Source organism: Cytobacillus sp. Hm23 (assembly GCF_051842895.1).
In the GTDB taxonomy this organism is placed as follows: domain Bacteria; phylum Bacillota; class Bacilli; order Bacillales; family SM2101; genus Nanhaiella.
Genome location: NZ_JBPXRQ010000011.1, coordinates 15,216 through 38,037, shown reverse-complemented (window position 1 = coordinate 38,037; position 22,822 = coordinate 15,216). Strand labels below are relative to the sequence as shown.

Here is a 22,822-nt window from a genome sequence, read left to right as displayed (position 1 = left end):
TTTAGGTTAAAAGCTCCTACCCCTTTATTTATAATAGGTATATATAGGTGAGATTACGAAACGACTGGAAGAGTATATCGTGTATATCCCTCGCCATCATAGTTGTATCTTTCACAAATTCGGTACTGCAAACCAAGCGAGCTTAACTCAATATTATTACTTTCAATGTATGAATAAAGTGCTTCTCCTGCAGCATCAAAGCTATGGTCTTTGTTTGCAACTACTATACAACGTTGCTTAGGAAGTGTAATTTTAATTAACCAATCTGGGATATTTTTAAACGATTCAACTTCAACACATAGGATATAAACATGGGTCTCAGGATTATCCTGTGATTCGGAAACAGGCCAAATTCCGTAATGAATCCGCTCGTTAATTATATGTGGTAAATGCTTGGCTACAGTAAGTAAACTTTCTTTAGCATTCTCAAATTTACTTTTCATTTCTTTTAAACTGACACATGGTATTCCTACAAGCTTTAATTCTTCGTGTTCAACAATTGACGGTTTCATATGTTCTAATTTTTCCAATATATAACCCCTCCTATTATTGTTACTTTACTTAATTGGATACAATATATCAAAATCAAAAACTTGTATCTCATCAGCTGGTATTTCAAACGGATTAAATGAATCTAGACGATTTGGTTCAAGAGATAAAGAGTTATTATCAATTTGATATCTTTTTTCCTTAAGCCATTTATTTAAATAATCGTACCGAAGATTCATTTGTTCTTTACTGAAGCATCGGCATTCTATTTTTGCATATTGTCTTTTCGGAATAGTCACTTTTTTGCACTTCTCAGGAATATAAGGAATTTCCTCCACTTTTACTCCTATCGAAAGTTCAATCGAACCATCAGACTGAACCATATTTGCTTGATCGTAAAAGACAATTCCTTCATTCTCTTCTACAGAAACTATATTATTTGAAATAATGATATCCTGTAGCTTTTTCCACCCTTTTCTTACTTCATGTCCCGCTTCAAAATTTGTCATGCTACCATTAACTTGAAGAGCTAGCATATTAAACTGTTCAATGGTGACGATCTTTACTTCAAAGTGTCTTGTTTTCTGCTGATTCTGTTTACCTAAAATCACTTTTAAGGAATGTGGTGCCTGTTGAGGATGATAATCTTCTAAAGGAATTAATTCTCTTATAGAATTATTCTTACTCACACTATTTGCTCCTTTCATTAATAGGTATATAACTTCGAACGGTAACCTCATTGGAATTTGATTTAAATGGCGAGGAGTTGTATTGTGCAAACCACTGTCTCGAATCATCTAGTATATATTTCTTTTCACCGACGATCCAACGGTGTATCATTTCTAAAACACCAATTAAGGTTCCATATGCTTTCGTTTCAATAACAGCAAACAATCCTCCACCTAAAGTCTTTTGTTTAATATTAGGGTTGTGGATTTTCTTACAATTAGAACTAGTTGTAATACCATATTCACTCCAATATTCTACCTTGTCTTTATTTCCATAATTGTAAGATACATAAAGGTTACTATTTGTACAATCCAATGAAGAATCAGTTTCTAACCATTGAGATAAGGTTTTATCAGCTTTATCTAAGCTGTCTAACCCAAAAACCTTGCAATAAGCAACCTGAAACGTTTCAACTTCCTCTATCTTAATAAGTTCAGGCTTTAGCTGACGCTCAATTGGCAAATAAAGTTTCATTCGCACTAACTTTTGGCTATATGTAATGTACTCCTCTAGATATGTATGAGAGCCTTCTTTAAATAAACTTTTAGGCAGCCATTCTGAGTAAATCCGATTCCATAAAGAAATAATTTCTTTATCACTATCTGATTGGGTTGATCCAACAGCATACATCCCACCGTGTATATCCTTAATTTTCATTCCTTCAATCGTAAAATTAAGATCTCCTTTCGCATATATAAGCATTTCATATGCATACCTATTAGAATTATAATGTGATACCTCATCATCTTCTAAATTGAGGTTACGCCCAAAGCACTGGATTTTCTTGTTATCTAACTTCGCATTTTGTATTAACTGTTGAACATACTTAAAAGCATCCTTTTCAATGCCTTCTAGACGATTTGATTTATAAATATAGCTGAATACAGTCATATCTTTTACATAAATCACATTAACCTCTGGGTATCTTTCAAACAATTCACGTCCCTCTATGTAAGTTACTCTCTCGAACAAATCAATCCTTTCGAAACAATAATACATATCCGATTCTCGGTAATTTTTCGGTGTAACTCCAACTATTTTTTTGAATGATTTTGAAAAAGATGCTTGTGATTCAAATCCACAATCCAAAGCAATATCCATAATTGATTTTTTTGAGTTTTTCAGATGTTCCGAAGAAACGCTTATGCGTCTTTTGCGCACATAATCCTTGATTGGATGACCAGTAAGCGAATAAAACATACGGTATAAATGAGGAAGTGACATCATTGCTGTCTTAGCAATATTATTTAGTTCTATATTGTCTTCAATATTTTTTTCTAAAAGATTGATAGCTTTTTGAACACTATCTAAATAATTCATGATACACCACCTTTCTTGATAAAATTCACCAACACTATTCAAAAGATGTTATTGAAGATAATTATATCAAATGTATCGAAAATGCTTTTGTCCAAAATTATCACAAACCTATACTTTGACCTTCACACCACTTATGTATTAATAGCTTAATAACTACAATATCTACTTTCTTAAAAGCCATGACCAGAGAAGTCCATGTCAAACGAATAGGACTAACTAATTTCAGATTAATTTGTTAAATCATTATATATTATTTTATATACCCATTATTTATACAATTGTTTATTCTATTAAAGGATCCTTTATTTATCTGGCCATAAAAAAGAAGAAGACGCTTATCCGTATTTCAGATTTGCGCCATCTTATGCCAGTTTTAGAACACTCAGTAGGATCAATTTACTGCCATTTGATATCCATATATGTTATTGCATACTAATAAAACTTATTTGGTTAGTCAAAATAAACGTATTTTTGTAGCACATCAACAGCACCATCAATTTCTTCTAATTCTTTTTGAGAAGGATTCTTGATTCTGTTATTGAACTTGATCAATATGCGATTATAAATTTCTTCAATTAATATCTCCCCCTCCCTAGATAGAGAAATGTACTGTTTTCTTCGATCCTCTATATCCGAACTTCTTTTTATTAAATTGTGTTCCCCTAATTTTTTTAGTTCGCGGCTAACATTTGGCATTGATATATGAAGACAATCGCTAATTTGGCTGGGACTAGTTCGCTTTTTTAATGCTATTAAAACAAGCATATCATATTGTACCGATGTAATATTTTGTGGCTTCTCATCTTTCGAGAGGTCGTAAGTAACACTATATACTGAATCAGTAAATTTAATCAATTTATTAAAAAGAGTTATGTTGTCCATTATTTTCACCTCTAATAATAAGATATCAAAATAATTATCAAAAAAAAATTATCAATTGACAACTAAAATAACTTAGGTTATATTTTATTTATCAAATGATAAATAAATGAGGTGAAAGGATGAACACTCTTATTATTTATACACACCCAAATCATAACAGTTTATCGTATGCATTTTTGCAAAAAATTGTAGAAGGAAGTAAAGAGAATCCACATGTTACTGAATTAAAAGTATTAGATTTATATGAAGAAAAATTTAGTCCTCAGCTTATATTTAATGAAGATAAACTAAGGAGAGATATGCATACTGATTCTGATCTAGAAAAGTATAGAAAACAAATATTGTGGGCAGATAAAATTGTTTTTGTTTATCCAATTTGGTGGGGAAGGCCTCCTGCAATGCTCTTAGGATTTATTGATCGAGTGTTTGCTTCTAATTTTGCTTATAAAAATAAGGGACGACTAGGGCTGGCAGAAGGACTTTTAAAAGGAAAATCAGTAGTCTGTGTTTCTACAATGAAGGGACCTACGAATTATCCACTTATTTTTTTAAGTAATGTTCATAAAGTATTAATGAAGAAAGCAATAATGAATTTTGTAGGCATCAAAAAAGTAAAATTCTTTGAATTTGGTAATATGGAGAGTCAAAAAGGTAAACAATCACAAAAGTTAAATAAAACGTATCGCTACTTTCAAAAAGTATCAAATTAGGAATTTGTACAGATAGATGATAAATGAATAAATCTCACTCAGTGTGTTACAGTCATATGAAAGTCAACTCTAAAAAGTTTTATGAAAGTAGCGTTCTTATAGTCCCTCCTAATTTATTTTCGTTCTACTTGGCATGATGTAGAACATTTATTGCACCATCTTGTATTATGTGGCCAACCAGCTACCTGGTTGACCCATTTTTAATAGCTATTAGTCTTAAGGCCGGGATAGCCCTACTATCTCGAGTCATTTTCCGGAAAATCACTTGAATTTTCTTGCCCATTGTACTGTAACTATTGTCTTTGGTTATTGAATGAAAAGATACTACCTTTCAAATTGAAAAGCTATTGCTCATTGAATGTCAGGAAGATATTTCTTAAATTTGTCCCACGCTTCGATATAACCACTTAAATCATGAGGGTGAACTTTTATACATACTCCAATTCGTGTATATAACTGAAAAAGAAATTCATCAATAAGCCTTTCTTTCGTGATAGGAGTGTCTTGAGTCATTAATGAAAATGACGATAGTAGTGTGCTCAAATTTAAGCTATCTGGAGAAGAGCAAAAAGCATATGTGAAATCGTAAATCTTTGGTCCAATTAAAGGTGATGGATCAATAACACCTTGTAATTCACTGCTGTCGTATACAAAATTATGAACTCCTGTATCACCGTGAAGATAATACTTTTCCTCTGGGTTTTCGTATGTTTTTAACTTATCAACTAATATTTCTACCCTTTTATGATCTTCATAAGGTAATAAAACACCTATGTTTGATTGAGCCATTTCTAAGCTCTTTATATTAAATTCTGACCAAGAATCTCTTGATATTCCGTGTATTCTTCCCCACTGAACTCTTGTTTCTACCATTCGGTATTTATTAAATAACTCTTTAATTAAAATTGCCATCCATTCTAATTTTGAACAACTCAGATAATTATGGGTTTCACCTGGTATATAAGAATATATTGCAAAACCTTTATTTACATCTTTATAAACAACATCCGGTAACAGTCTAACCTCTTTATAAACTTGGAGAAATCCCACTGTTGAAGAGATAAGATAAGGTTTATCTATTTTTACCACATATTTCGGTTTCTTGTTAAGATATAAAATATATAAAACTGCATTAGTAGTTCCACTATTAATTCCTATATATTCTACTCCATCTTCAATTATTTTTTGGCATCTCAAAAAATCAATAATATCTTTTATATTTTTCATTCTTTAGTCCTCTTTAAAAAATTCTTAATCTAGCGATTAATAACTTACTTTCTTTCTATTAAAATACATACTCTATTTAATACCTCGAAAATGATCTCTACCTGTTTAAGTTCATACAACATAATAAAATGCTACCAACAAACGAAAAAGTGAAACGTATGCTTTTAAGTGTCTGTCAAAAGGTGAAATACATATCAATTATTATTTGTCAGAGGTAAAAACATATTTTAACTTGGTACAAAAAAGCCATATCCAAGATATGACTTTATAAGATTCTTATTGGCTAAAGCTCACCAAAATAAGTTATAAGATGTTGTTAATTTAATGGACCAGTTACAGCAATACATTTTCCACTATATGCATCCATTTTAACTGTTGGTTCTGCACCATTAAAAACCAAAGTAATACTTAAATCTCTTTGATTTGTTAATTGATTGAAAAATCCACTCTTAACATTAATTGATGTATGTACTGTTTCAAGGTCTTTTAAAGCATAATCAACCGGTTTTATAGCTAATCGTTCTGGAGGATTATTCACACAGGCTATCGCTTTTATTGCTGCATCATAAGTTGTCATTACTGGCTTTTGATATTCAAAAGCAAAGAAAAATATAAGTACAATAACAATCCATAAAATAATTTTTTTCATTGAATCTCCTATTCATAGTGTAACTCTTTCCTGGCTATTTCTCTCACGTTTTGATGTAGTTGAACTGTTAGTTTAATAATCTTTATGACAATCATACTACAAGCAGTAATGTTATTCCTTTACTATTTTACAACTCTGTTAATAATTCACTAATTTTGCGAAAAGAACTTATTAAAACCGTTTTTTCGATTTGTTAAAACGCCAGTTTGTTTGAAGAAATATCGTATATTTTAATAATCGATATTTGTATATATAGAATTTTCTACTTCGGGGAGGAGTGTATATATGCTCTTACCAATCAAAGCTTCTAACTCTTTCTTAATTGTATAGAATCCCTTCCAATGTAAAGAGGTGTGGGAAGTTGTTCCGTGCCGTAAACCAACTGAAATTAATCTTCTTTCAAGAGTAGTGAAGCCTTCTGCGTCAGCGATAGCATCACAGAGGGTAATGACTTTATTATATAAATCATAATCACTATGCTTATTTAAAATTTCAACCATCAGATTTTTCTTATAATCGGGAACAAGACTCCAATCTGCAGCAATGTCTAGATGTTCATTTCTACAAGGAAACGAATGAGTGATACAAATAATTGCATTTCCCTTATACCCCAAATCATTCATATAAATATAACCATCATAAGAGTGAATTACAGATTTTGTGAAACCTTTATATCTACCTATATCGTGGAGAAGAGCAGCATTGTATGCCAAATCAATATTAAGATTGTACCCATTATTAATCAGTTCTGAGATAATACTCTCAGTTGCTCTTGCAACATTAATGGAATGATCAAACCATGGACCTGGATTTTGTTGATATGCCCACTCGAGTAATTCCATCGCATAAGTCCTTTCTAAAATGTATCTCATTAGGAATCCTCCTTTCTCAAAAAGGCAACCCATCCTTCATAAGGATTGCTCATGATAGCTTAACAACTTTATCTAAAAATTCTCTATTTTCTTTTATAATTTACAGCATTGTAATTCTTCTACTTTTTTAACATTCTATTTGTTTTATAAATAAGCATCTCGGTATAATATTTCACTTCATCTACCATTGGTCTTTCAATATACACATACACTAAATCCCCCTCCACTAATGAAAAAAAACAGCTTATTGTCTTTTGATTTTATTAGGATTTATGGAGATACTTACTTTTTCGACAGATTGTAACAATGTCCTGCCTTTCGATTAAATGGACCTTTCAAAGAAAAAAGACCCCCTCAGCAATTACTCGTACTCATATAGTTAGAGATAGCTTAAACGTTTTAAAATTTTCTAATCTCCATTAATCTTATTATTAAAACAAGGCTGGAACACCTAACGAATTTAAGCCGATTTAATAAGAAGTCTATAATTATATGTGGCTTCTAATAGAGGAATAAATTTCTACTGTTATGGTTTACAATCATATGTCTACACATGTATAATTCTTTTTTAATACAACGATATGATATGCTGAGGAGTGATTTTTTGGATATTAAACTTGATGACTTAACTGGCACTGAAATAACTTCATTAATAGAGGAACATGTCCATAACATGGGGGTTCATTACCCAGACGATATTAATTATGGTTTTAATATAGAAGATTTAAAGAAACCTGAAATTACATTTTGGAGTGCTTGGGAGCAAAATGAATTAGTTGGTTGTGGAGCACTTATAGAACTTGACTCTCAGCACGGGGAATTAAAATCTATGAAAACAGTTCCTTCACACTTACGTAAAGGAGTTGCCAAGCAAATCCTTGAACATATAATTGAAGAAGCTAAGAAACGAGGCTATACACGGCTAAGTTTAGGAACCGGTGCTATGGAAGCTTTTGAAGCTGCTCGTAAACTCTATGAAAATTATGGATTTGAATATTGCAAGCCATTTTCAGATTACGAAGAGGATCCATATAGTGTATTTATGACGAAAGAATTATGAGTGGGAGTTTTATTCGTTAATTACTTGAACAATAGGTTCAAGTTTATCAAAGATAAAACAAGCTGTTTTCATACAATTGGCTCTCTTTTATTTTGAATAATTAATAAATATCTGTTTTATAGAAGTTCTTGCAATTCAAAAATACAAAATTCATTTAATCTTTCAACTCTATTTACCTTTAGGATTAAGTACAATATCCCTCACTTCAAAATAAAATATTGAAATTGTTTAATCTCAAATTCATCATGCAGCTTAATATTTTCTTCTAATAAACGCTTAACAGAACAGCTTTTTGTCATTAAATAGGTATTCATGCATCGATATAACAACACCCTTTTATATAACCATATTCAAAGTTTTTTATAACCACGGTGACTTTTTTCAAATCCACAATAACAATAGGCTATCTCTAAGTCTTATTTACGACTTCATGAGATAGCCTATTTTTATAAATTACTTGTTGCTATTAAAAAAACTTGAACAGTAATAACATCTCTTTAAACTAGAAAAGACCTACAACAAAAGTTTATTTAAAAAACTAAAAACCTTCATACCACTATCTTATACTAGTTTTTTATTCATACCTTTTGACGATTTGGTCTGCTGCTCCATTAAATAACCCATCACATAATATAGTCCCGCACTAACGAAAGCTAGTAAGCCGATAACATAAAAAGTATTAGTAAAACCGATCCATATCGTTAAAGGAATAGATATTGGAGCAAGTGTACGACCTATCGTAAATCTTAAGCTAGCTGCAGCATAATATTGTCCCCTCATATTATCAGGTGCGAGCTTTGCAACATACCCTTCCTGTATGCCAACAGCCATTAATTCTGCGGCTGTAAATAAAAACATAGCAAAAAACAAGCCCCAAATGTTTACAGTACTACCGAACAGTATAATTGCTACCCCGTAAGTCAATGCCGACATCATAAACACGTTCCGCTCATTAAATTTGTTTGATACCTTTGTAGCAAGAACAGTGAATAACGCAACTAACAAACCGTTTTCCGCAATCACCCAGCTAAACGCTTGTTCACCAGAAGCTTTCAATGTCCATTCATTAAAAGCGAGTATTGTTTGAACTGGTACAATTTCTGCCATGTATACAGCTAACAATAAGTCCATCTGCATAAACGTTTGTGCAACTAATATACCTGCAATAATAAAGATAAAGAATACTTTATCATTTACAATTACTCGGTAATTTCTCATTTGTTCCATTACAAATGAGTACCACTTCTTATCTCCATCCACTTCCTTCGTCTGTTCAAATTTCGGTGCCGTTTCTCGTACATATATTTGTAACACAATTGAAAATATCACACTCGTTACAAATGCTATAACAAGCAACTCAAAGCGATAATTGAAAAAGAATATCCCTCCAAGTATTGGTCCGACAACTACTGCTATATTAATCATCATGTAAAAAATTGCAAATACATTGTTTCTATCTTTTTCTGGAACCACATCCGCAACCATTGCATGACTCGCTGGCCAATAAAGAGAACCCCATATTCCTAATAATGAAAACGCTATAAATGATAATACAGGTGATTCGTACCATGGTGAGTTAGCAGCAGCAAACAGTATAAACGAAAATGCCGTTCCAATATAAGAATATACCATCATTTTTTTGCGGCCAAAACGGTCAGCACAATACCCTCCGAACAAATTAGCAATTACCCCAGCACATTGAGATAATATTAATAACATTCCCGCAGTTCCCTTACCAAAATGATCTGCAAAATAGATCGCCATAAATGGGAAATACATCCAAAATAATATATTAATAACTCCTTCTCCATACAAACGGACCTTTAAATTACGATCCCAATCTTTCCACTTCATATGATACACCACATTTCTCCAATTTTTCGTTATTTTCTAACCGCTGTCCATATTCTCATTCTCTATTGTTTTATAACTGTTAGTATTACATTTCTCCATATTCAAGCCCCCTACAAAAATTATCATTTGATAAACTAAGTGTATTTTCACGAAAAAAAAGCGTACCGTAGGCATACGATACACTTTTAGGATACCACATTATAGAGAAAACACTTTTGTGCCCCTCCTAATGCTCCAATAAGATAACGCAACCCACGATATATACGTGAACTGCGTTATACATTTACAATTTAAATAAATCGTTAATGAATAACCGCTGAGGTCACGTAATGAATATTTGTATTTGTTGATAAAGACTGATTGATGATTAACATAATAACGTAACCTCCTTTTTTATAAGTCTTTCACAGACTATCACGTCTTGCATAAAATTGTCAACAGCCGTATTTGTCTATTTTATTACAGCAGGACATTACCGGATGTTATTAATTGTGATCTTGAAGAATACACCATTGACAGTTACGACAACATATATTAAACTTACAAACAAGCTTAGAAGAGAGAGTTATGAAATTTGATCAATCTTTTGATCAACCCAAATTGCAATATAAAAGGAGAAACATAGTCACACTAAAAACTGACAAGTTCTGTTTATTCCTTTAAAGATAAACGATTCATTATAAGTTTAGTTGAGAATGAGTATGATTAGTTGAGGCGAGTATAGTTATAATGTCATAAAAAGTACCATGCAAAATGCATGCTACTTTATTTAGATACATCTTTTTTTCTTCAATATTTATTCACTTTCCTCAACCATTTCATTCTCCATTATTAATTTAAGGAGAAGTGAACAATGGAAACTCTACAACAATTTATTCAAGATACGGATCAATACCGTACAATCCCATTAACTTATAGTTTCTTATCAGATACATTAACAGCGGTCCAATTATTTCAAACGTTACGAGATCAAGCAACTTATATTTTAGAAAGTCATGACCCTTCTTCTCCATGGTCAAGATATTCTTTTATCGGCTTAAACCCATTTATAAAAATTAAAGAAGAGCAGCGCACGTTTCAAATTTACGATTACACAAATGATAGCGTAGATGAAGCTCCTAGTTTTAAAGCTGCTTTAAATGATGTATTAAATAATTTAGCTGTAAAGATTCCTGAAGTGAATTTTCCATTTAAAGGTGGTGGCGTAGGATATATTTCATATGACGCCATATCGGATTTTGAAAAAGTCCCTGAACCAAACAATCAAGATATACGTGTTGCACGCTATCAATTTCTTTTTTGCGAAACAATTATTGCTTTCGATCATGAGAAAAAAGAAGTTGCCTTGCTACACTTTGTTCGTTTAAACGGTGATGAAACCGCTGATGAAAAAACTACACTCTATAATGGTGCAGTAACAAAAATAGATTCTTTACTTGAACAAATTAAACAGTCCACTTCATTTACTGATTTAATGATGCCTGTTGAGCAAAACACTGAAATTGACCTTGAAGGTATTGAAAGTAATTATTCAAAAGAAAAGTTTAAAGAACATGTAAACAAAATAAAAGACTATATTATAGACGGTGATATTTTTCAAGGTGTGTTATCTCAACGTTTTCATAAAAAAGTGAATGTGAGCGGCTTTGAGTTATATCGTGTATTACGCAAGGTTAATCCATCGCCATATCTGTTTTACTTTCAAATGGATGGATTTGAGATCATTGGCAGCTCACCTGAGAGGCTAATACAAATTGAGAACGGACACTTAGAAATCCACCCGATTGCCGGCACCCGTCGTCGTGGTCGAACGAAAGAAGAGGACAAAGCACTTGAGCAAGAATTATTAGCAGATGAAAAAGAAATTGCCGAACATTATATGTTAGTAGACCTTGCAAGAAATGATATTGGGCGTGTTGCAAATTTCGGCTCAGTTGATACACCAGTGTTAAAGACTGTCACTCATTTTTCTCACGTCATGCACATTATTAGTAAAGTAACTGGTAGGTTACGTGATGACGTTCAACCAGTGGATGCTCTTGTGTCCTCTTTTCCAGCTGGAACAGTATCAGGTGCACCTAAAATAAGAGCTATGCAAATATTACAAGAACTTGAACCTACCGCTCGTAACCTATATGCTGGTGCAATTGTTTATATTGGATATGACGGCAATATAGACTCATGTATTACGATTCGAACGATATTTCTCCAAGATGAAACGGCCTACGTTCAAGCAGGCGCAGGTATTGTTGCTGATTCAAAACCAGAGCTTGAATGGAAAGAAACAGTAAACAAAGCCAGTGCCTTATTACGAACGATTCAATCAGCCGAAAAGCTATTCTCAAAAGAGCAACAACAAGGAGGAATGACAAAATGATAAAAGATACGTTAAAACAATTAATTGAAGGTAACACTTTGTCAGAGCAGCAATCATTTCATACGATGAACGATATTATGTCCGGACAATTAACAAATAGCCAGCTAGCAACTTTACTTACTATTCTTCGTCTGAGAGGTGAAACCGTAGATGAAATTACTGGTTTTGCAAAAGCGATGAGGCACAATATGAAAACAATCGAATATAATGACGAAATTGTCGTTGATACGTGTGGAACTGGTGGTGACGGGCACTCTACTTTTAATATTTCTACTGCAGTTGCCATTTGCTTAGCTTCATTAGGTGTTAAAGTTGCTAAACACGGAAATAGGAATGTATCCTCTTCAAGTGGAAGCGCTGATGTTCTTGAAGAATTAAATATTCAAATAGAAACTACACCTGAGCAAGGAAAAGAAGCTTTAATTAAAAAAGGAATGACGTTTTTATTCGCTCCAAACTATCACTTTGCGATGAAACATGCAGCGCCTGTTCGTAAAGAAATCGGCTTCCGTACATTATTTAATTTATTAGGGCCTATTTCAAACCCTGCAAACGCAAAGCATCAATTAATCGGGATTTTTGATAGTAGTTATTCAGAAAAATTAGCACACACTCTTCATGCACTAGGCTCTAAACATGTATTATTCGTTACTGGACAAGATGGCCTAGATGAAATATCAATTACTGCAGACACTGATATCGTCGAGTTGAAGGATGGTAAAGTATCTCGCTATGTATTTTCTCCTGAAGATGTTGGCATACCGAGAGGAAATATGGAAGATCTAAAAATATCAAGCCCTAAAGAAAGTGCAAAATTGATTCAACAAATTTTTACTGGAAAAGCAAATGAAAGTGCAACGAACATCTTTTTGTTAAATGCAGGAGCCGGATTATATGTAGCAGAGCAAGTATCGAGTATTGCTGAAGGGGTTCATCAAGTAAAACAAGCCATTGATCGTGGAGATGTTCATAAATATTACGAATCGATCAGAGATTTAAAGGAGGAGCAACTCCATGCTTGAAAAGATTTTAGAAGTAAAACGTGAAGAGATCAATAAGTTAGAACTACGAGATGAAGTGCAAGTAGAAAGGTTCTCATTTTATGAAGCATTGAAAAACACTACTCTACCACTTGGACTAATTGCGGAGGTGAAAAAAGCATCTCCTTCCAAAGGGATCATTCGAGGAGATTTTCATCCAACGACTATTGCTAAAGCATATGAACAAGCTGGAGCAAGCGCAATTTCAGTACTGACGGATGAACCATTTTTTCAAGGACACCATTCATATTTATCTGATATAAAAAAAATAGTTAACATACCCGCTCTAAGAAAAGATTTTATTATCGATTCAATTCAAGTTGAAGAAAGTAGACGATTAGGAGCAGATGCCATTCTATTAATTGGTGAGGCACTATCTCCTGTTCACCTACATGAGTTATACGTACAAGCTCAAGAAGCGGATCTCGATGTATTAGTCGAGGTACATTCGAAAGAAATATTAAACAATGTATTATCAATATTCACACCAAAAATCATCGGTATTAACAACAGAAATTTAAAAACATTTGAAACATCACTCCAACAAACAATTGATTTAGTGAGTGAAGTTCCGAAAGACAGCCTATTAGTTAGTGAAAGTGGTATTTTCACATATGATGATATTAAAATGTTAAAACATTGCGGAGCGAACGCAGTGTTAGTAGGTGAAGCATTAATGCGTCAAGATGACCTAGTTCATGCAATACGCCAATTAATGGGAAGTGAATACGTTGAAAACAACTAAGGTGAAATTGTGTGGCAATCGCTCACTTGTAGATTTAAAAACTACTACTGCATCTACTGGTGACTATATAGGGGTTATTTTCTCAGCGAGCAAACGTCAAGTTAACCCTTTTCAGCTAGCTGAGTGGATTGAAAAATATCCTCTACAAGACAATCAGCAACTAGTTGGTGTTTTTGTGAACGAGGATATTTCAACAATCTTGAACGTACTTGACAATGTAAACCTTGATGTCATCCAATTGCATGGAACTGAAACTGTGCCATATATATTATCCTTACGTGAACAAGTTGACATACCTATATGGAAAGTCATTCACCATCAACGTCAAGGGTTACAACTTATGCAAACATATAGTGGCGTCGTTGACGGCTATGTCGTTGATAGTAAAGTTCAAGGTGCATGGGGTGGGTCTGGTATAACCTTCGATTGGGAAGCTGTTCCTTCATATCTTAAAGAAGCACAGCAGCAAGGTGTTCCTTGCTTTATAGCTGGAGGGATCACTCCTCAGAATGTGACACAATTGCTTCAATACGAGCCATTTGGAATTGATGTTTCTAGTGGTATAGAAGCACAAGATCAGAAAGATGATGAGAAAGTAGCAAGCTTATTAGAAGAAATTCATAGAGAGGTAGATGTGAGATGAAACAGACAGTCCCTGACCAACAAGGACGCTTCGGTAAGTTCGGTGGAAAATACGTACCTGAAACGTTAATGGCACCATTAGCAGAATTAGAAGAAGCGCTACGAGAAGCAATGAGCGACCCTGAATTTAAACAGCAGTATACAGAGATTTTACAAGAGTATAGCGGACGACCGACTGCTCTAACGTATGCAGATCAGCTTACTGAAAAAATCGGTGGTGCGAAAATTTATTTAAAACGTGAAGATTTGAATCATACAGGTGCTCACAAATTAAACAATGCGATCGGACAGGCATTACTAGCAAAAAGAATGGGAAAGACAAAAATTATTGCAGAAACTGGTGCAGGCCAACACGGAGTTGCAACAGCAACTGTTGCAGCTAAATTTGGATTAGAATGTAAAGTCTTTATGGGTAAAGAAGATATTAGACGGCAAAAATTGAACGTCTTTCGTATGCAGTTATTAGGCGCTGAGGTCATTCCTGTCTCAAGCGGATCACAAACATTAAAGGATGCCACTAACGAAGCGATACGTTATTGGGTTAGCCACTGCGATGATCATTTCTATATTATCGGCTCAGTTGTTGGTCCTCATCCATACCCGAAAATGGTTAGAGATTTCCAACGAATTATCGGTGATGAAGCGAAAGAGCAATTTTTGTTAAAGGAAAATCATTTACCGAATCGGGTATATGCCTGTGTTGGTGGTGGTAGTAATGCAATCGGTATGTTCTATCCATTTTTAGAAGATGACGTAGAGCTAATTGGTGTCGAAGCTGCCGGACTTGGTGTCGATACTGATGAACATGCGGCAACTCTAACAAAGGGTACTCCTGGTGTCATTCATGGATCGCTCACCTATTTAATACAAGATGAGGACGGTCAAATTATTGAACCTTACTCCATTTCTGCTGGTTTAGATTATCCAGGTATTGGACCAGAGCATGCTTATCTTCATCAAACGAAACGTGTTCGTTATGAATATGTCACTGATGACGAAGCATTAAATGCCCTACTCTTCCTTTCTCAAGAAGAAGGGATTATTCCTGCGATTGAAAGTGCTCATGCACTAGCAAAAGCATTCGAAGAAGCGAAACAAATGTCCAGTGATGAAACCATTCTTATTTGTTTGTCAGGACGCGGTGATAAGGATATGAGTACATTAATAGATAAGTTGAAAGGAGAAGATGACCATGATAGCTACAAAGCCATTTCGTTCAAAGCTCACTAAAACAAAAGATTTATTCATCCCATTTATTATGGCGGGTGACCCTTCTCCTGAACTAACGATTGACCTTGCTGTTAATTTACAGGAAGCCGGTGCAGATATACTTGAATTAGGAGTACCATACTCAGATCCATTAGCTGATGGACCAACTATCCAAGATGCTGCAAACCGAGCTCTGAAGCATAAGATGACTCTTAGAAAGGCTATCGAGCTTGTGCCTGAGATGAGAAAGAAAGGTGTGTCAATTCCTGTAGTTATCTTTACTTATTATAATCCTGTATTACAAGTAGGTGAGGATGCATTCTTTAATCATATGAAGGAAAATGATGTCGATGGCTTGTTAATTCCTGATTTACCATTTGAAGAAAGTGAACAAATGAGAGACCGGTGTAACAAAGAAGGTATAGAGTTTATATCACTCGTAGCTCCTAATTCAGAAGATCGTGTACAAAAAATCGCAGAAAATGCAACTGGCTTTTTATATTGTGTATCTTCGTTAGGTGTAACCGGGACAAGAAAAGAATTAAATACAGATATTTCAACCTTTTTAGAACATGTTAAACTGCATAGCAAAGTACCTGTTGCCGTTGGTTTCGGTGTATCAACATACGAACAAGTAAAAATGCTTCAGCAACATTGTGACGGCGTAATTATTGGAAGTGCCATCATTAACATGATTGCAGCACAGCAAGATGCCTTATTAAATCAAGAAACTAGAGAAAAAGCCTTGCAAGCTTTTAAAAATAACATTATGAAGATGATCGGTAAATAATAAAAGCGGAGACGACTTGTTTATCCCCGACAAGCGCTGGAGCCCCCATACTTGAAGGTGCCTTTTACCTTCGGGTGTGGGGGTGAAGTGACTCGAGGGGATTGGCGTAGGAGCTAGATAATAATAAAAGCGGAGACGACTGGTCAGCCTCGACTAGCGCTGGAGCCCCCATACTTGAAGGTGCCTTTTACCTTCGGGTGTGGGGGTGAAGTGACTCGAGGGGATTGGCTCAGAAGCTAGATAATAAAAGCGGAGGCGTCTGCAATTCCACCATTGCCCACGTCCTGTGGGTAACGGTGGAATGTTGTATCCGTGATTTCCCTAGATTTACGCCCCTAAAAAATACATATTATATTATTTATTTTAGTTAAACAGTCTCACCTCAGTGAGACTGTTTAACATGTAGCACAAACCATCTACCTGTTAATTTTCATTGTTAATACATTGGTAAAATTACTTGTTCGTGCAAATAAGGAACAATTCCCATGGTACCTACTTTACTAATAAACTCTACTTCCTTCTCATAACCGTACTTTTTTAGCATTGAGCCTACATGTGTTGCCAAAAGAAGACTTTCACCATTTTCCTTATTACCTCGATAAAAATAGAGAGCTGCTAATGACGAGTCGGATAGTTCCCATTCTTTATTTGTATGATTTAACAAAAAATCAAGAAAGCACCCTGCTCCATAAAAGTCTTCTAAACAAAATTCACCAGATGTTCCAGAACAAATAATGACTACAGTTTCATCATTTTGTTCACATTCAATTACTTCTGCTAATTTTGCAGCATTTAATAATGAGCCAATAAATACTTTTTTTGAACTAGCTGCTTTTCGAATCGCAACTGTTCCATTTGTTGTTGATAAGATCATCGTTTTCTCAGCAATTTTTTCTCTCAATGTTAATGGATTCGGATCAAGAAACCCTTCTATCGTCTTACCTTCGTACTCCCCTACGAGTACATAGCTATTCTCTTGTCGTTGCAATGATTCCTTCACTGCTTCCTCACCATTTAATACTGGTATAACTTCCTTCGCTCCAAAGTATAGACCAGATGTAATTGTTGATGTCGCTAACAACACATCAAAAATGACCGCTAGCTTATTATCGAGCATTTTTTCAGAATCAATTTCTTCCTTTCGCATCAATAGATGAATTTTTGACATCTTAGCACCTCAATACGAATCATTTTTGTTGGATGTATGCAGTGCATGAATAATCAATGCATTTACAAAATGATTGAAATACTCAAAACGTGGATCTTTCGTTTGTCCCTTTTTCCATCGATAGTAGATTTGCTGACAAATACCTGCTAGTTTAAAGTAAGCAAAAGTCAAATAGAAGTTCATATTTGACACATCAAAACCACTTTTTTCTGCATATGCACTTATGAACTCCTCGCGAGTCATAAAACCTTTTTGAATTGTTACTGAGGTGCCTCCTAACCCTATTTTTAAAATATCAGGATCATCCTCCTGTATCCAATAACTCATAGCTACACCTAAATCTAGCAATGGATCACCAACCGTACTCATTTCCCAATCAAATAAACCTACCATTTTTGTCAAATCGTCTTTCGCGAACATGGCATTATTAAGTTTAAAATCATAATGGATCGGAGTAGATTGTTGAGATTTAGGAATGTGAGAAACTAGCCATTTTGTCAATAAATCGACTTCAGGAATATCATCTGTTTTCGCTCTATCATATCTCTTAATCCATCCATGTACTTGCCTTTCTAAAAAACCATCAGGGTTAGTAATTTCAGTTAGCTTTGTTTGCTTATAATCAATACTATGGAGTTGAACAAGTGAGTCTACCATTTCCATAGAGATATTTCTTGTTAATTCTGGCGTAATCGATACACCCTTCGGAAATGAAGTATCTATGACAACCCCATTTTTTCGCTCCATTATAAAAAACGGGCTACCAACGATCGTTTCATCTGGAGAAAATAACAAAGGCTTAGGTGCAATCGGATAATGCGGATGCAACTCTTGTAAAATATGAAATTCCCTTTGCATATCATGAGCTTTTGGAGCTACAGGACCTAATGGTGGACGACGAAGAACAGCCACCCAATCCCCTATTGTAAGTTCGTATGTTAAATTTGAATGACCTGCTCTGAACTGCTTAATCTCAAAAGGAGCACCTGGCAAATCTCCAAATTCAGTGTGCAAAAATTTCTCTAGCGTTTCAACCTGTAAGTCTTCTCCTTTTCGAATAGGTATCGTATCTGTCATTTTCTGGCACCTCTTTATTAAATGTTATTTTTATTTAAAAACAGCAAGTTTGTTATCCCTTGTCTTTTCACTTAATATGTTTTTGTTTTTCGATTGAAAGATCCCACCTATAAAGTGAGGTAAAACTACAAAACATACTTAGCTTAACTTGACATAATGTTTTGAACGCCTTTTATAACAGGATATGAGTTTTTAGTCAGTCTACCTTTCATCAGCTATATTCGAGACATTTTATTCATCTCAACCCTATTAACTTATTAAAATAGTACGATAGTTTATGAGAAGAGCTTTTCATTATTATTGACCTGCTCTTTATTTCTTCTAAGCTCCATTTTGGCGATTTGTGCTCTATGCACTTCATCTGGCCCATCAGCAAGACGCAGTGTTCTTGCGTTTGCCCATTGCGCCGCAAGTGTATAATCATCGCTTACTCCTATTGCTCCAAAAGACTGAATCGCTCTATCAATGACTTTTAGTGCTAAATTTGGAGCCACCACTTTGATCATCGCAATTTCCATTTTTGCTTGTTTATTACCAACTGTATCCATCATATAAGCCGCCTTCAACGTAAGTAACCGGGCCTGTTCAATTTCAATTCTAGAATCTGCAATCCACTCTTTTATCACACCTTGATCTGCTAATCGCTTACCGAAAGCAACTCGGTGTTGTACTCTACCGCACATTTCTTCTAGTGCTCTTTCAGCAGCGCCAATTAAGCGCATACAATGATGGATCCTTCCAGGTCCAAGTCGACCTTGAGCAATTGCAAACCCTTTCCCTTCCCCCCATATTAAGTTCTCTGCTGGTACTCGGACGTTATTATACGTAATCTCTGCATGTCCATGAGGTGCATGGTCATAACCAAACACAGGTAAACACCTTTCAATCTTAACTCCTGGTGTATCAAGAGGAACAATAATCATAGATTGTTGTTCATGCTTTTCGGCATCGAAGTTAGATTTTCCCATGACTATAGCTACTTTACATCGTGGATCACCAGCACCCGATGACCACGTTTTATGCCCATTGATGACGTATTCGTCACCTTCTCGAATGATACTCGCCTCAATATTAGTAGCATCAGATGAAGCCACATTAGGTTCAGTCATCGAAAAACAAGAACGAATCTCACCTTCTAGTAATGGTTTTAACCATTTTTCTTTTTGCTGTTCAGTACCATATCTCACTAATACTTCCATATTACCTGTATCTGGTGCAGCGCAGTTAAATATTTCTGGTGCTATGATTGAACGCCCCATAATCTCACATAATGGAGCATATTCAACATTCGTTAACCCCGCACCATGTTGACTATCTGGCAAGAACAAATTCCACAGCCCTTCTGCTTTTGCTTTGTCTTTTAATTCCTCCGTTATTGGAGGTACCGTCCATCTACTCTCACTCTCGTTTAATTGTTGTTCAAAAGTTTTTTCATTTGGATAAACATACTTTTCCATGAAATCTATTAAGCTATTTTGCAACACTTTAACCTTATCAGAATATGAAAAATTCATCTTACCCCTCCTTACATACTTACTGGTCAGTACGTAGATCTATTACTATCATACATCTTCTTATTTGATTTATTCAAGGTTATTTTAAAAATGTTTTGAAAATTCAAATTTAGGTATATAATGTAATTAGATTGACCAGTTAACAACACATTGATCGTATTCCCACATCTTACTAAAACGATAAAAAATGGCATATAATAACTACTGCAACTATGATGAAATGACACTTATAATAAGTATTTTTTTGCTAGACATCAGGTAAATTTAATGTGAAATTTTCAAAATTACATGAGGAGGTAATTATGACTACATTAAAAAACCAAACAATAGGAGATTTACTCCTTGAAGCGGTTTCCAAGTATCCTGATCAAGAAGCAGTTGTTTACTCAAAGTTAGGAAAAAGATTAACGTATAAGCAATTTTATGATGAGACAACAAATCTTGCCAAAGCATTACTAGGTTTAGGTATTAACAAAGGTGATCACATAGCCGTATGGGCTACAAATGTTCCTGAATGGTTATTACTCCAATTTGCTTCTGCAAGAATAGGAGCAATTCTCGTAACAGTTAATACTAGTTATCAAGAATCCGAGTTAGCATATTTATTAAAGCAATCGGACTCAACAAGTTTGTTTTGTATTAACGGATATAAGGGAACTTCTTACATAGATATTATAGAAAAGATAACTAAGTCAACATCTCAAAGCCTCAATAGTGAACAGCTCGATATTAATGACTTGCCTTTCTTAAAAAACATCATTTATATCGGTTCTGGTGAGACTCCATCATATATGCTTAATTGGAATCAGCTTTTGGAACTTAGTGATGGCATAACGGATATACATCTTAAGGATGTTGAGGTATCTTTAAGTCCAGATGAAGTGATAAACATGCAGTATACTTCTGGCACAACTGGATTTCCAAAAGGTGTTATGTTAACACATAATAATATTGTTAATAATGGACATTTGGTTGCACAAGCAATGAAGTTGTCAAATAACGATAATTTATGTATCCCCGTACCATTTTTCCATTGCTTTGGCTGTGTCCTAAGTATTTTAGCCTGTGTTTCCGTTGGAGCTACAATGGTACCTATTGTAGAATTTAACCCAGATGAAGTATTGTCAACAGTGGAAAAAGAGAAGTGTACCGCATTACATGGAGTTCCAACGATGTTCATCGCGGAATTAAATGATGAGAACTTTAATCAATATGATCTATCAACACTACGAACTGGAATTATGGCTGGCTCTAATTGTCCAATTGAAGTAATGAGGAAAGTCATGACCGAGATGGGTATGGAGGAAATTACAATTGCTTACGGTCAAACTGAATCTTCACCTGTCATAACCCAAACGACGACTAATGATCCGCTAGACAGACGTGTTAACTCTGTAGGTAAACCACACGAGCATGTAGAAGTGAAAATAGTTGATCCTGTTACAGGTAAAGAAGTACCATATGGAACACCTGGTGAACTTTGTACGAGAGGCTATTTAGTCATGAAAGGATATTACAACATGCCAGAAGCGACAGACGAGACAATTGACCAAGATGGATGGCTTCATACTGGAGATTTAGCTATTATGGACGCTGATCATTATATAGAGATTACTGGAAGATTGAAAGATATGATTATTCGGGGTGGAGAAAATATATATCCCCGTGAAATAGAGGAATTCCTATATAGACACGATGATATTTTAGATGTACAAGTAATTGGCATTCCTGATGAAAAGTATGGTGAAAAGGTAGCTGCTTGTATTAAAGTAAAGGAAGGTCGAACCATCACAGAAGAAGATGTGAAATCTTTTTGCACAGGTAAACTGGCTTTTTATAAGATTCCCGAATATATACAATTCGTAAATGATTACCCTATGACTGCATCAGGTAAAATTCAAAAATATAAACTTCGTAAACAGGTAACTGAATGCATAAGCCAAAATAAAAAAACTGTATAACGTGTAAAGAATAGATTCATTAACGTATATAAAAGATTCACTGTTCCCAGTCATGAAGGATCAGTGAATCTTATTGTATGCTACTATTAAATGTCCATTAACGCACAAGAGTTATGCAGAAAGACTTGTATTATAATCTATCCTCATTACTGTTTAGAAAGTACTATATAAACTGTTGCATCAGCTTCAGTGTTATTTTGAAGACTAACCTTTTCATGACCCTCTAATCTTAGTAAGTGATCCTTTGACAGCTCATGTTCTTCACCATTAACCGCAAACTTCACTTCACCTTCAACCACCTGCACAAAAATGTCATGCTTTGGGTGATTATGTTCTGCTACTTCTCCCCCAGGTGCTAGCTTTACCAATACTGTTGTAGAGTAGTCTGTACGGTATACCACTTTTTTCAGCACTTTATTGTCATTTGTAAAATCAGATATATTTTTTATTTCCATTTTCTTTGCCTCCTAAAATCATCTTAATTGATAACTATTCTCATTATAAAAC

At 34.5% G+C, this 22,822-nt stretch carries 21 protein-coding genes; 9 read left to right on the top strand and 12 right to left on the bottom strand.

Features of this window, described 5'->3' with window-relative positions:
• Nucleotides 1-53: 53 nt before the first annotated feature.
• The 4 genes from ACSVDA_RS09050 to ACSVDA_RS09035 form a co-directional block, all read right to left on the bottom strand.
• Nucleotides 54-530: a GyrI-like domain-containing protein gene (locus ACSVDA_RS09050; RefSeq protein ID WP_485882555.1), complete on the bottom strand. Its 477-nt coding sequence runs from the start codon at nt 528-530 to the stop codon at nt 54-56.
• A 27-nt stretch (nt 531-557) separates the two neighbouring features.
• Nucleotides 558-1,178 (bottom strand): GyrI-like domain-containing protein, encoded by a 621-nt coding sequence (locus tag ACSVDA_RS09045; RefSeq protein WP_485882553.1) that lies wholly within the window; start codon nt 1,176-1,178, stop codon nt 558-560.
• 1 nt (nt 1,179) lies between these two features.
• Complete coding sequence (locus ACSVDA_RS09040) at nt 1,180-2,538, bottom strand: helix-turn-helix domain-containing protein (protein WP_485882551.1); 1,359 nt, start codon at nt 2,536-2,538, stop codon at nt 1,180-1,182.
• Nucleotides 2,539-2,988: 450 nt separating this feature from the next.
• Nucleotides 2,989-3,420 (bottom strand): MarR family transcriptional regulator, encoded by a 432-nt coding sequence (locus tag ACSVDA_RS09035; protein ID WP_485882549.1) that lies wholly within the window; start codon nt 3,418-3,420, stop codon nt 2,989-2,991.
• A 119-nt stretch (nt 3,421-3,539) separates the two neighbouring features.
• Here ACSVDA_RS09035 and ACSVDA_RS09030 point away from each other — a divergent pair, with 119 nt between their 5' ends.
• Nucleotides 3,540-4,130: an NAD(P)H-dependent oxidoreductase gene (locus ACSVDA_RS09030; RefSeq protein WP_485882547.1), complete on the top strand. Its 591-nt coding sequence runs from the start codon at nt 3,540-3,542 to the stop codon at nt 4,128-4,130.
• A 351-nt stretch (nt 4,131-4,481) separates the two neighbouring features.
• Here ACSVDA_RS09030 and ACSVDA_RS09025 read toward each other — a convergent pair whose 3' ends face one another.
• The 3 genes from ACSVDA_RS09025 to ACSVDA_RS09015 form a co-directional block, all read right to left on the bottom strand.
• Nucleotides 4,482-5,357, bottom strand: a complete 876-nt coding sequence (locus ACSVDA_RS09025; protein ID WP_485882545.1) for a phosphotransferase — start codon at nt 5,355-5,357, stop codon at nt 4,482-4,484.
• A 316-nt stretch (nt 5,358-5,673) separates the two neighbouring features.
• Complete coding sequence (locus ACSVDA_RS09020; protein WP_485882543.1) at nt 5,674-6,006, bottom strand: hypothetical protein; 333 nt, start codon at nt 6,004-6,006, stop codon at nt 5,674-5,676.
• Nucleotides 6,007-6,236: 230 nt separating this feature from the next.
• Complete coding sequence (locus ACSVDA_RS09015; RefSeq protein ID WP_485882541.1) at nt 6,237-6,878, bottom strand: HD domain-containing protein; 642 nt, start codon at nt 6,876-6,878, stop codon at nt 6,237-6,239.
• A 604-nt stretch (nt 6,879-7,482) separates the two neighbouring features.
• On the opposite strand from ACSVDA_RS09015, the gene ACSVDA_RS09010 reads away from it, so the two are divergent.
• Complete coding sequence (locus ACSVDA_RS09010; protein ID WP_485882540.1) at nt 7,483-7,938, top strand: GNAT family N-acetyltransferase; 456 nt, start codon at nt 7,483-7,485, stop codon at nt 7,936-7,938.
• 561 nt (nt 7,939-8,499) lie between these two features.
• Here the strand turns inward: ACSVDA_RS09010 and ACSVDA_RS09005 are convergent.
• The gene (locus ACSVDA_RS09005; RefSeq protein WP_485882538.1) at nt 8,500-9,792 is read right to left on the bottom strand and encodes an MDR family MFS transporter; all 1,293 of its coding nucleotides are present in this window, start codon (nt 9,790-9,792) and stop codon (nt 8,500-8,502) included.
• An 853-nt stretch (nt 9,793-10,645) separates the two neighbouring features.
• Here ACSVDA_RS09005 and trpE point away from each other — a divergent pair.
• Genes trpE through trpA form a run of 6 tightly spaced genes read left to right on the top strand, consistent with a single transcriptional unit; the run spans nt 10,646 to nt 16,595 of the window.
• On the top strand, nt 10,646-12,169 hold the full coding sequence (gene trpE, locus ACSVDA_RS09000; RefSeq protein WP_485882536.1) for an anthranilate synthase component I: 1,524 nt from the start codon (nt 10,646-10,648) through the stop codon (nt 12,167-12,169).
• Complete coding sequence (trpD, locus tag ACSVDA_RS08995) at nt 12,166-13,191, top strand: anthranilate phosphoribosyltransferase (RefSeq protein WP_485882534.1); 1,026 nt, start codon at nt 12,166-12,168, stop codon at nt 13,189-13,191. Before trpE ends, trpD begins: the two co-directional genes overlap by 4 nt.
• Entirely contained in the window at nt 13,184-13,954 is a 771-nt protein-coding gene (gene trpC, locus ACSVDA_RS08990; RefSeq protein ID WP_485882533.1) for an indole-3-glycerol phosphate synthase TrpC, read from the top strand. Before trpD ends, trpC begins: the two co-directional genes overlap by 8 nt.
• Nucleotides 13,941-14,597, top strand: a complete 657-nt coding sequence (locus tag ACSVDA_RS08985; protein WP_485882531.1) for a phosphoribosylanthranilate isomerase — start codon at nt 13,941-13,943, stop codon at nt 14,595-14,597. Before trpC ends, ACSVDA_RS08985 begins: the two co-directional genes overlap by 14 nt.
• On the top strand, nt 14,594-15,826 hold the full coding sequence (trpB, locus tag ACSVDA_RS08980) for a tryptophan synthase subunit beta (protein ID WP_485882529.1): 1,233 nt from the start codon (nt 14,594-14,596) through the stop codon (nt 15,824-15,826). Before ACSVDA_RS08985 ends, trpB begins: the two co-directional genes overlap by 4 nt.
• Entirely contained in the window at nt 15,789-16,595 is an 807-nt protein-coding gene (gene trpA / locus ACSVDA_RS08975; protein WP_485882527.1) for a tryptophan synthase subunit alpha, read from the top strand. Before trpB ends, trpA begins: the two co-directional genes overlap by 38 nt.
• 436 nt (nt 16,596-17,031) lie before the next feature.
• Here trpA and ACSVDA_RS08970 read toward each other — a convergent pair whose 3' ends face one another.
• From ACSVDA_RS08970 to ACSVDA_RS08960, 3 genes are all read right to left on the bottom strand, one after another.
• Complete coding sequence (locus tag ACSVDA_RS08970) at nt 17,032-17,763, bottom strand: 2-phosphosulfolactate phosphatase (protein WP_485882525.1); 732 nt, start codon at nt 17,761-17,763, stop codon at nt 17,032-17,034.
• Between the two features lie 9 nt (nt 17,764-17,772).
• Nucleotides 17,773-18,840, bottom strand: coding sequence for a phosphotransferase family protein (locus tag ACSVDA_RS08965; protein WP_485882524.1), 1,068 nt, complete (start codon nt 18,838-18,840; stop codon nt 17,773-17,775).
• 275 nt (nt 18,841-19,115) lie between these two features.
• Complete coding sequence (locus ACSVDA_RS08960) at nt 19,116-20,354, bottom strand: acyl-CoA dehydrogenase family protein (protein WP_485882523.1); 1,239 nt, start codon at nt 20,352-20,354, stop codon at nt 19,116-19,118.
• 302 nt (nt 20,355-20,656) lie between these two features.
• On the opposite strand from ACSVDA_RS08960, the gene ACSVDA_RS08955 reads away from it, so the two are divergent.
• The gene (locus tag ACSVDA_RS08955) at nt 20,657-22,315 is read left to right on the top strand and encodes an AMP-binding protein (RefSeq protein ID WP_485882522.1); all 1,659 of its coding nucleotides are present in this window, start codon (nt 20,657-20,659) and stop codon (nt 22,313-22,315) included.
• Nucleotides 22,316-22,461: 146 nt separating this feature from the next.
• Here the strand turns inward: ACSVDA_RS08955 and ACSVDA_RS08950 are convergent, their stop codons facing one another.
• Nucleotides 22,462-22,770, bottom strand: a complete 309-nt coding sequence (locus tag ACSVDA_RS08950) for a cupin domain-containing protein (protein ID WP_485882520.1) — start codon at nt 22,768-22,770, stop codon at nt 22,462-22,464.
• Nucleotides 22,771-22,822 lie beyond the last annotated feature (52 nt).

What these genes read in the sequence shown, in the direction of transcription:
- ACSVDA_RS08955 (WP_485882522.1), top strand. Translation starts at nt 20,657, where the DNA reads ATGACTACATTAAAAAACCAAACAATAGGAGATTTACTCCTTGAAGCG.
- trpD (WP_485882534.1), top strand. Translation starts at nt 12,166, where the DNA reads ATGATAAAAGATACGTTAAAACAATTAATTGAAGGTAACACTTTGTCA.
- ACSVDA_RS09030 (WP_485882547.1), top strand. Translation starts at nt 3,540, where the DNA reads ATGAACACTCTTATTATTTATACACACCCAAATCATAACAGTTTATCG.
- ACSVDA_RS09020 (WP_485882543.1), bottom strand. Translation starts at nt 6,006, where the DNA reads ATGAAAAAAATTATTTTATGGATTGTTATTGTACTTATATTTTTCTTT.
- ACSVDA_RS08950 (WP_485882520.1), bottom strand. Translation starts at nt 22,770, where the DNA reads ATGGAAATAAAAAATATATCTGATTTTACAAATGACAATAAAGTGCTG.
- ACSVDA_RS09015 (WP_485882541.1), bottom strand. Translation starts at nt 6,878, where the DNA reads ATGAGATACATTTTAGAAAGGACTTATGCGATGGAATTACTCGAGTGG.
- ACSVDA_RS08965 (WP_485882524.1), bottom strand. Translation starts at nt 18,840, where the DNA reads ATGACAGATACGATACCTATTCGAAAAGGAGAAGACTTACAGGTTGAA.
- trpA (WP_485882527.1), top strand. Translation starts at nt 15,789, where the DNA reads ATGATAGCTACAAAGCCATTTCGTTCAAAGCTCACTAAAACAAAAGAT.
- ACSVDA_RS09025 (WP_485882545.1), bottom strand. Translation starts at nt 5,357, where the DNA reads ATGAAAAATATAAAAGATATTATTGATTTTTTGAGATGCCAAAAAATA.
- trpC (WP_485882533.1), top strand. Translation starts at nt 13,184, where the DNA reads ATGCTTGAAAAGATTTTAGAAGTAAAACGTGAAGAGATCAATAAGTTA.
- trpE (WP_485882536.1), top strand. Translation starts at nt 10,646, where the DNA reads ATGGAAACTCTACAACAATTTATTCAAGATACGGATCAATACCGTACA.
- trpB (WP_485882529.1), top strand. Translation starts at nt 14,594, where the DNA reads ATGAAACAGACAGTCCCTGACCAACAAGGACGCTTCGGTAAGTTCGGT.
- ACSVDA_RS09005 (WP_485882538.1), bottom strand. Translation starts at nt 9,792, where the DNA reads ATGAAGTGGAAAGATTGGGATCGTAATTTAAAGGTCCGTTTGTATGGA.
- ACSVDA_RS09040 (WP_485882551.1), bottom strand. Translation starts at nt 2,538, where the DNA reads ATGAATTATTTAGATAGTGTTCAAAAAGCTATCAATCTTTTAGAAAAA.
- ACSVDA_RS08960 (WP_485882523.1), bottom strand. Translation starts at nt 20,354, where the DNA reads ATGAATTTTTCATATTCTGATAAGGTTAAAGTGTTGCAAAATAGCTTA.
- ACSVDA_RS08970 (WP_485882525.1), bottom strand. Translation starts at nt 17,763, where the DNA reads ATGTCAAAAATTCATCTATTGATGCGAAAGGAAGAAATTGATTCTGAA.
- ACSVDA_RS09035 (WP_485882549.1), bottom strand. Translation starts at nt 3,420, where the DNA reads ATGGACAACATAACTCTTTTTAATAAATTGATTAAATTTACTGATTCA.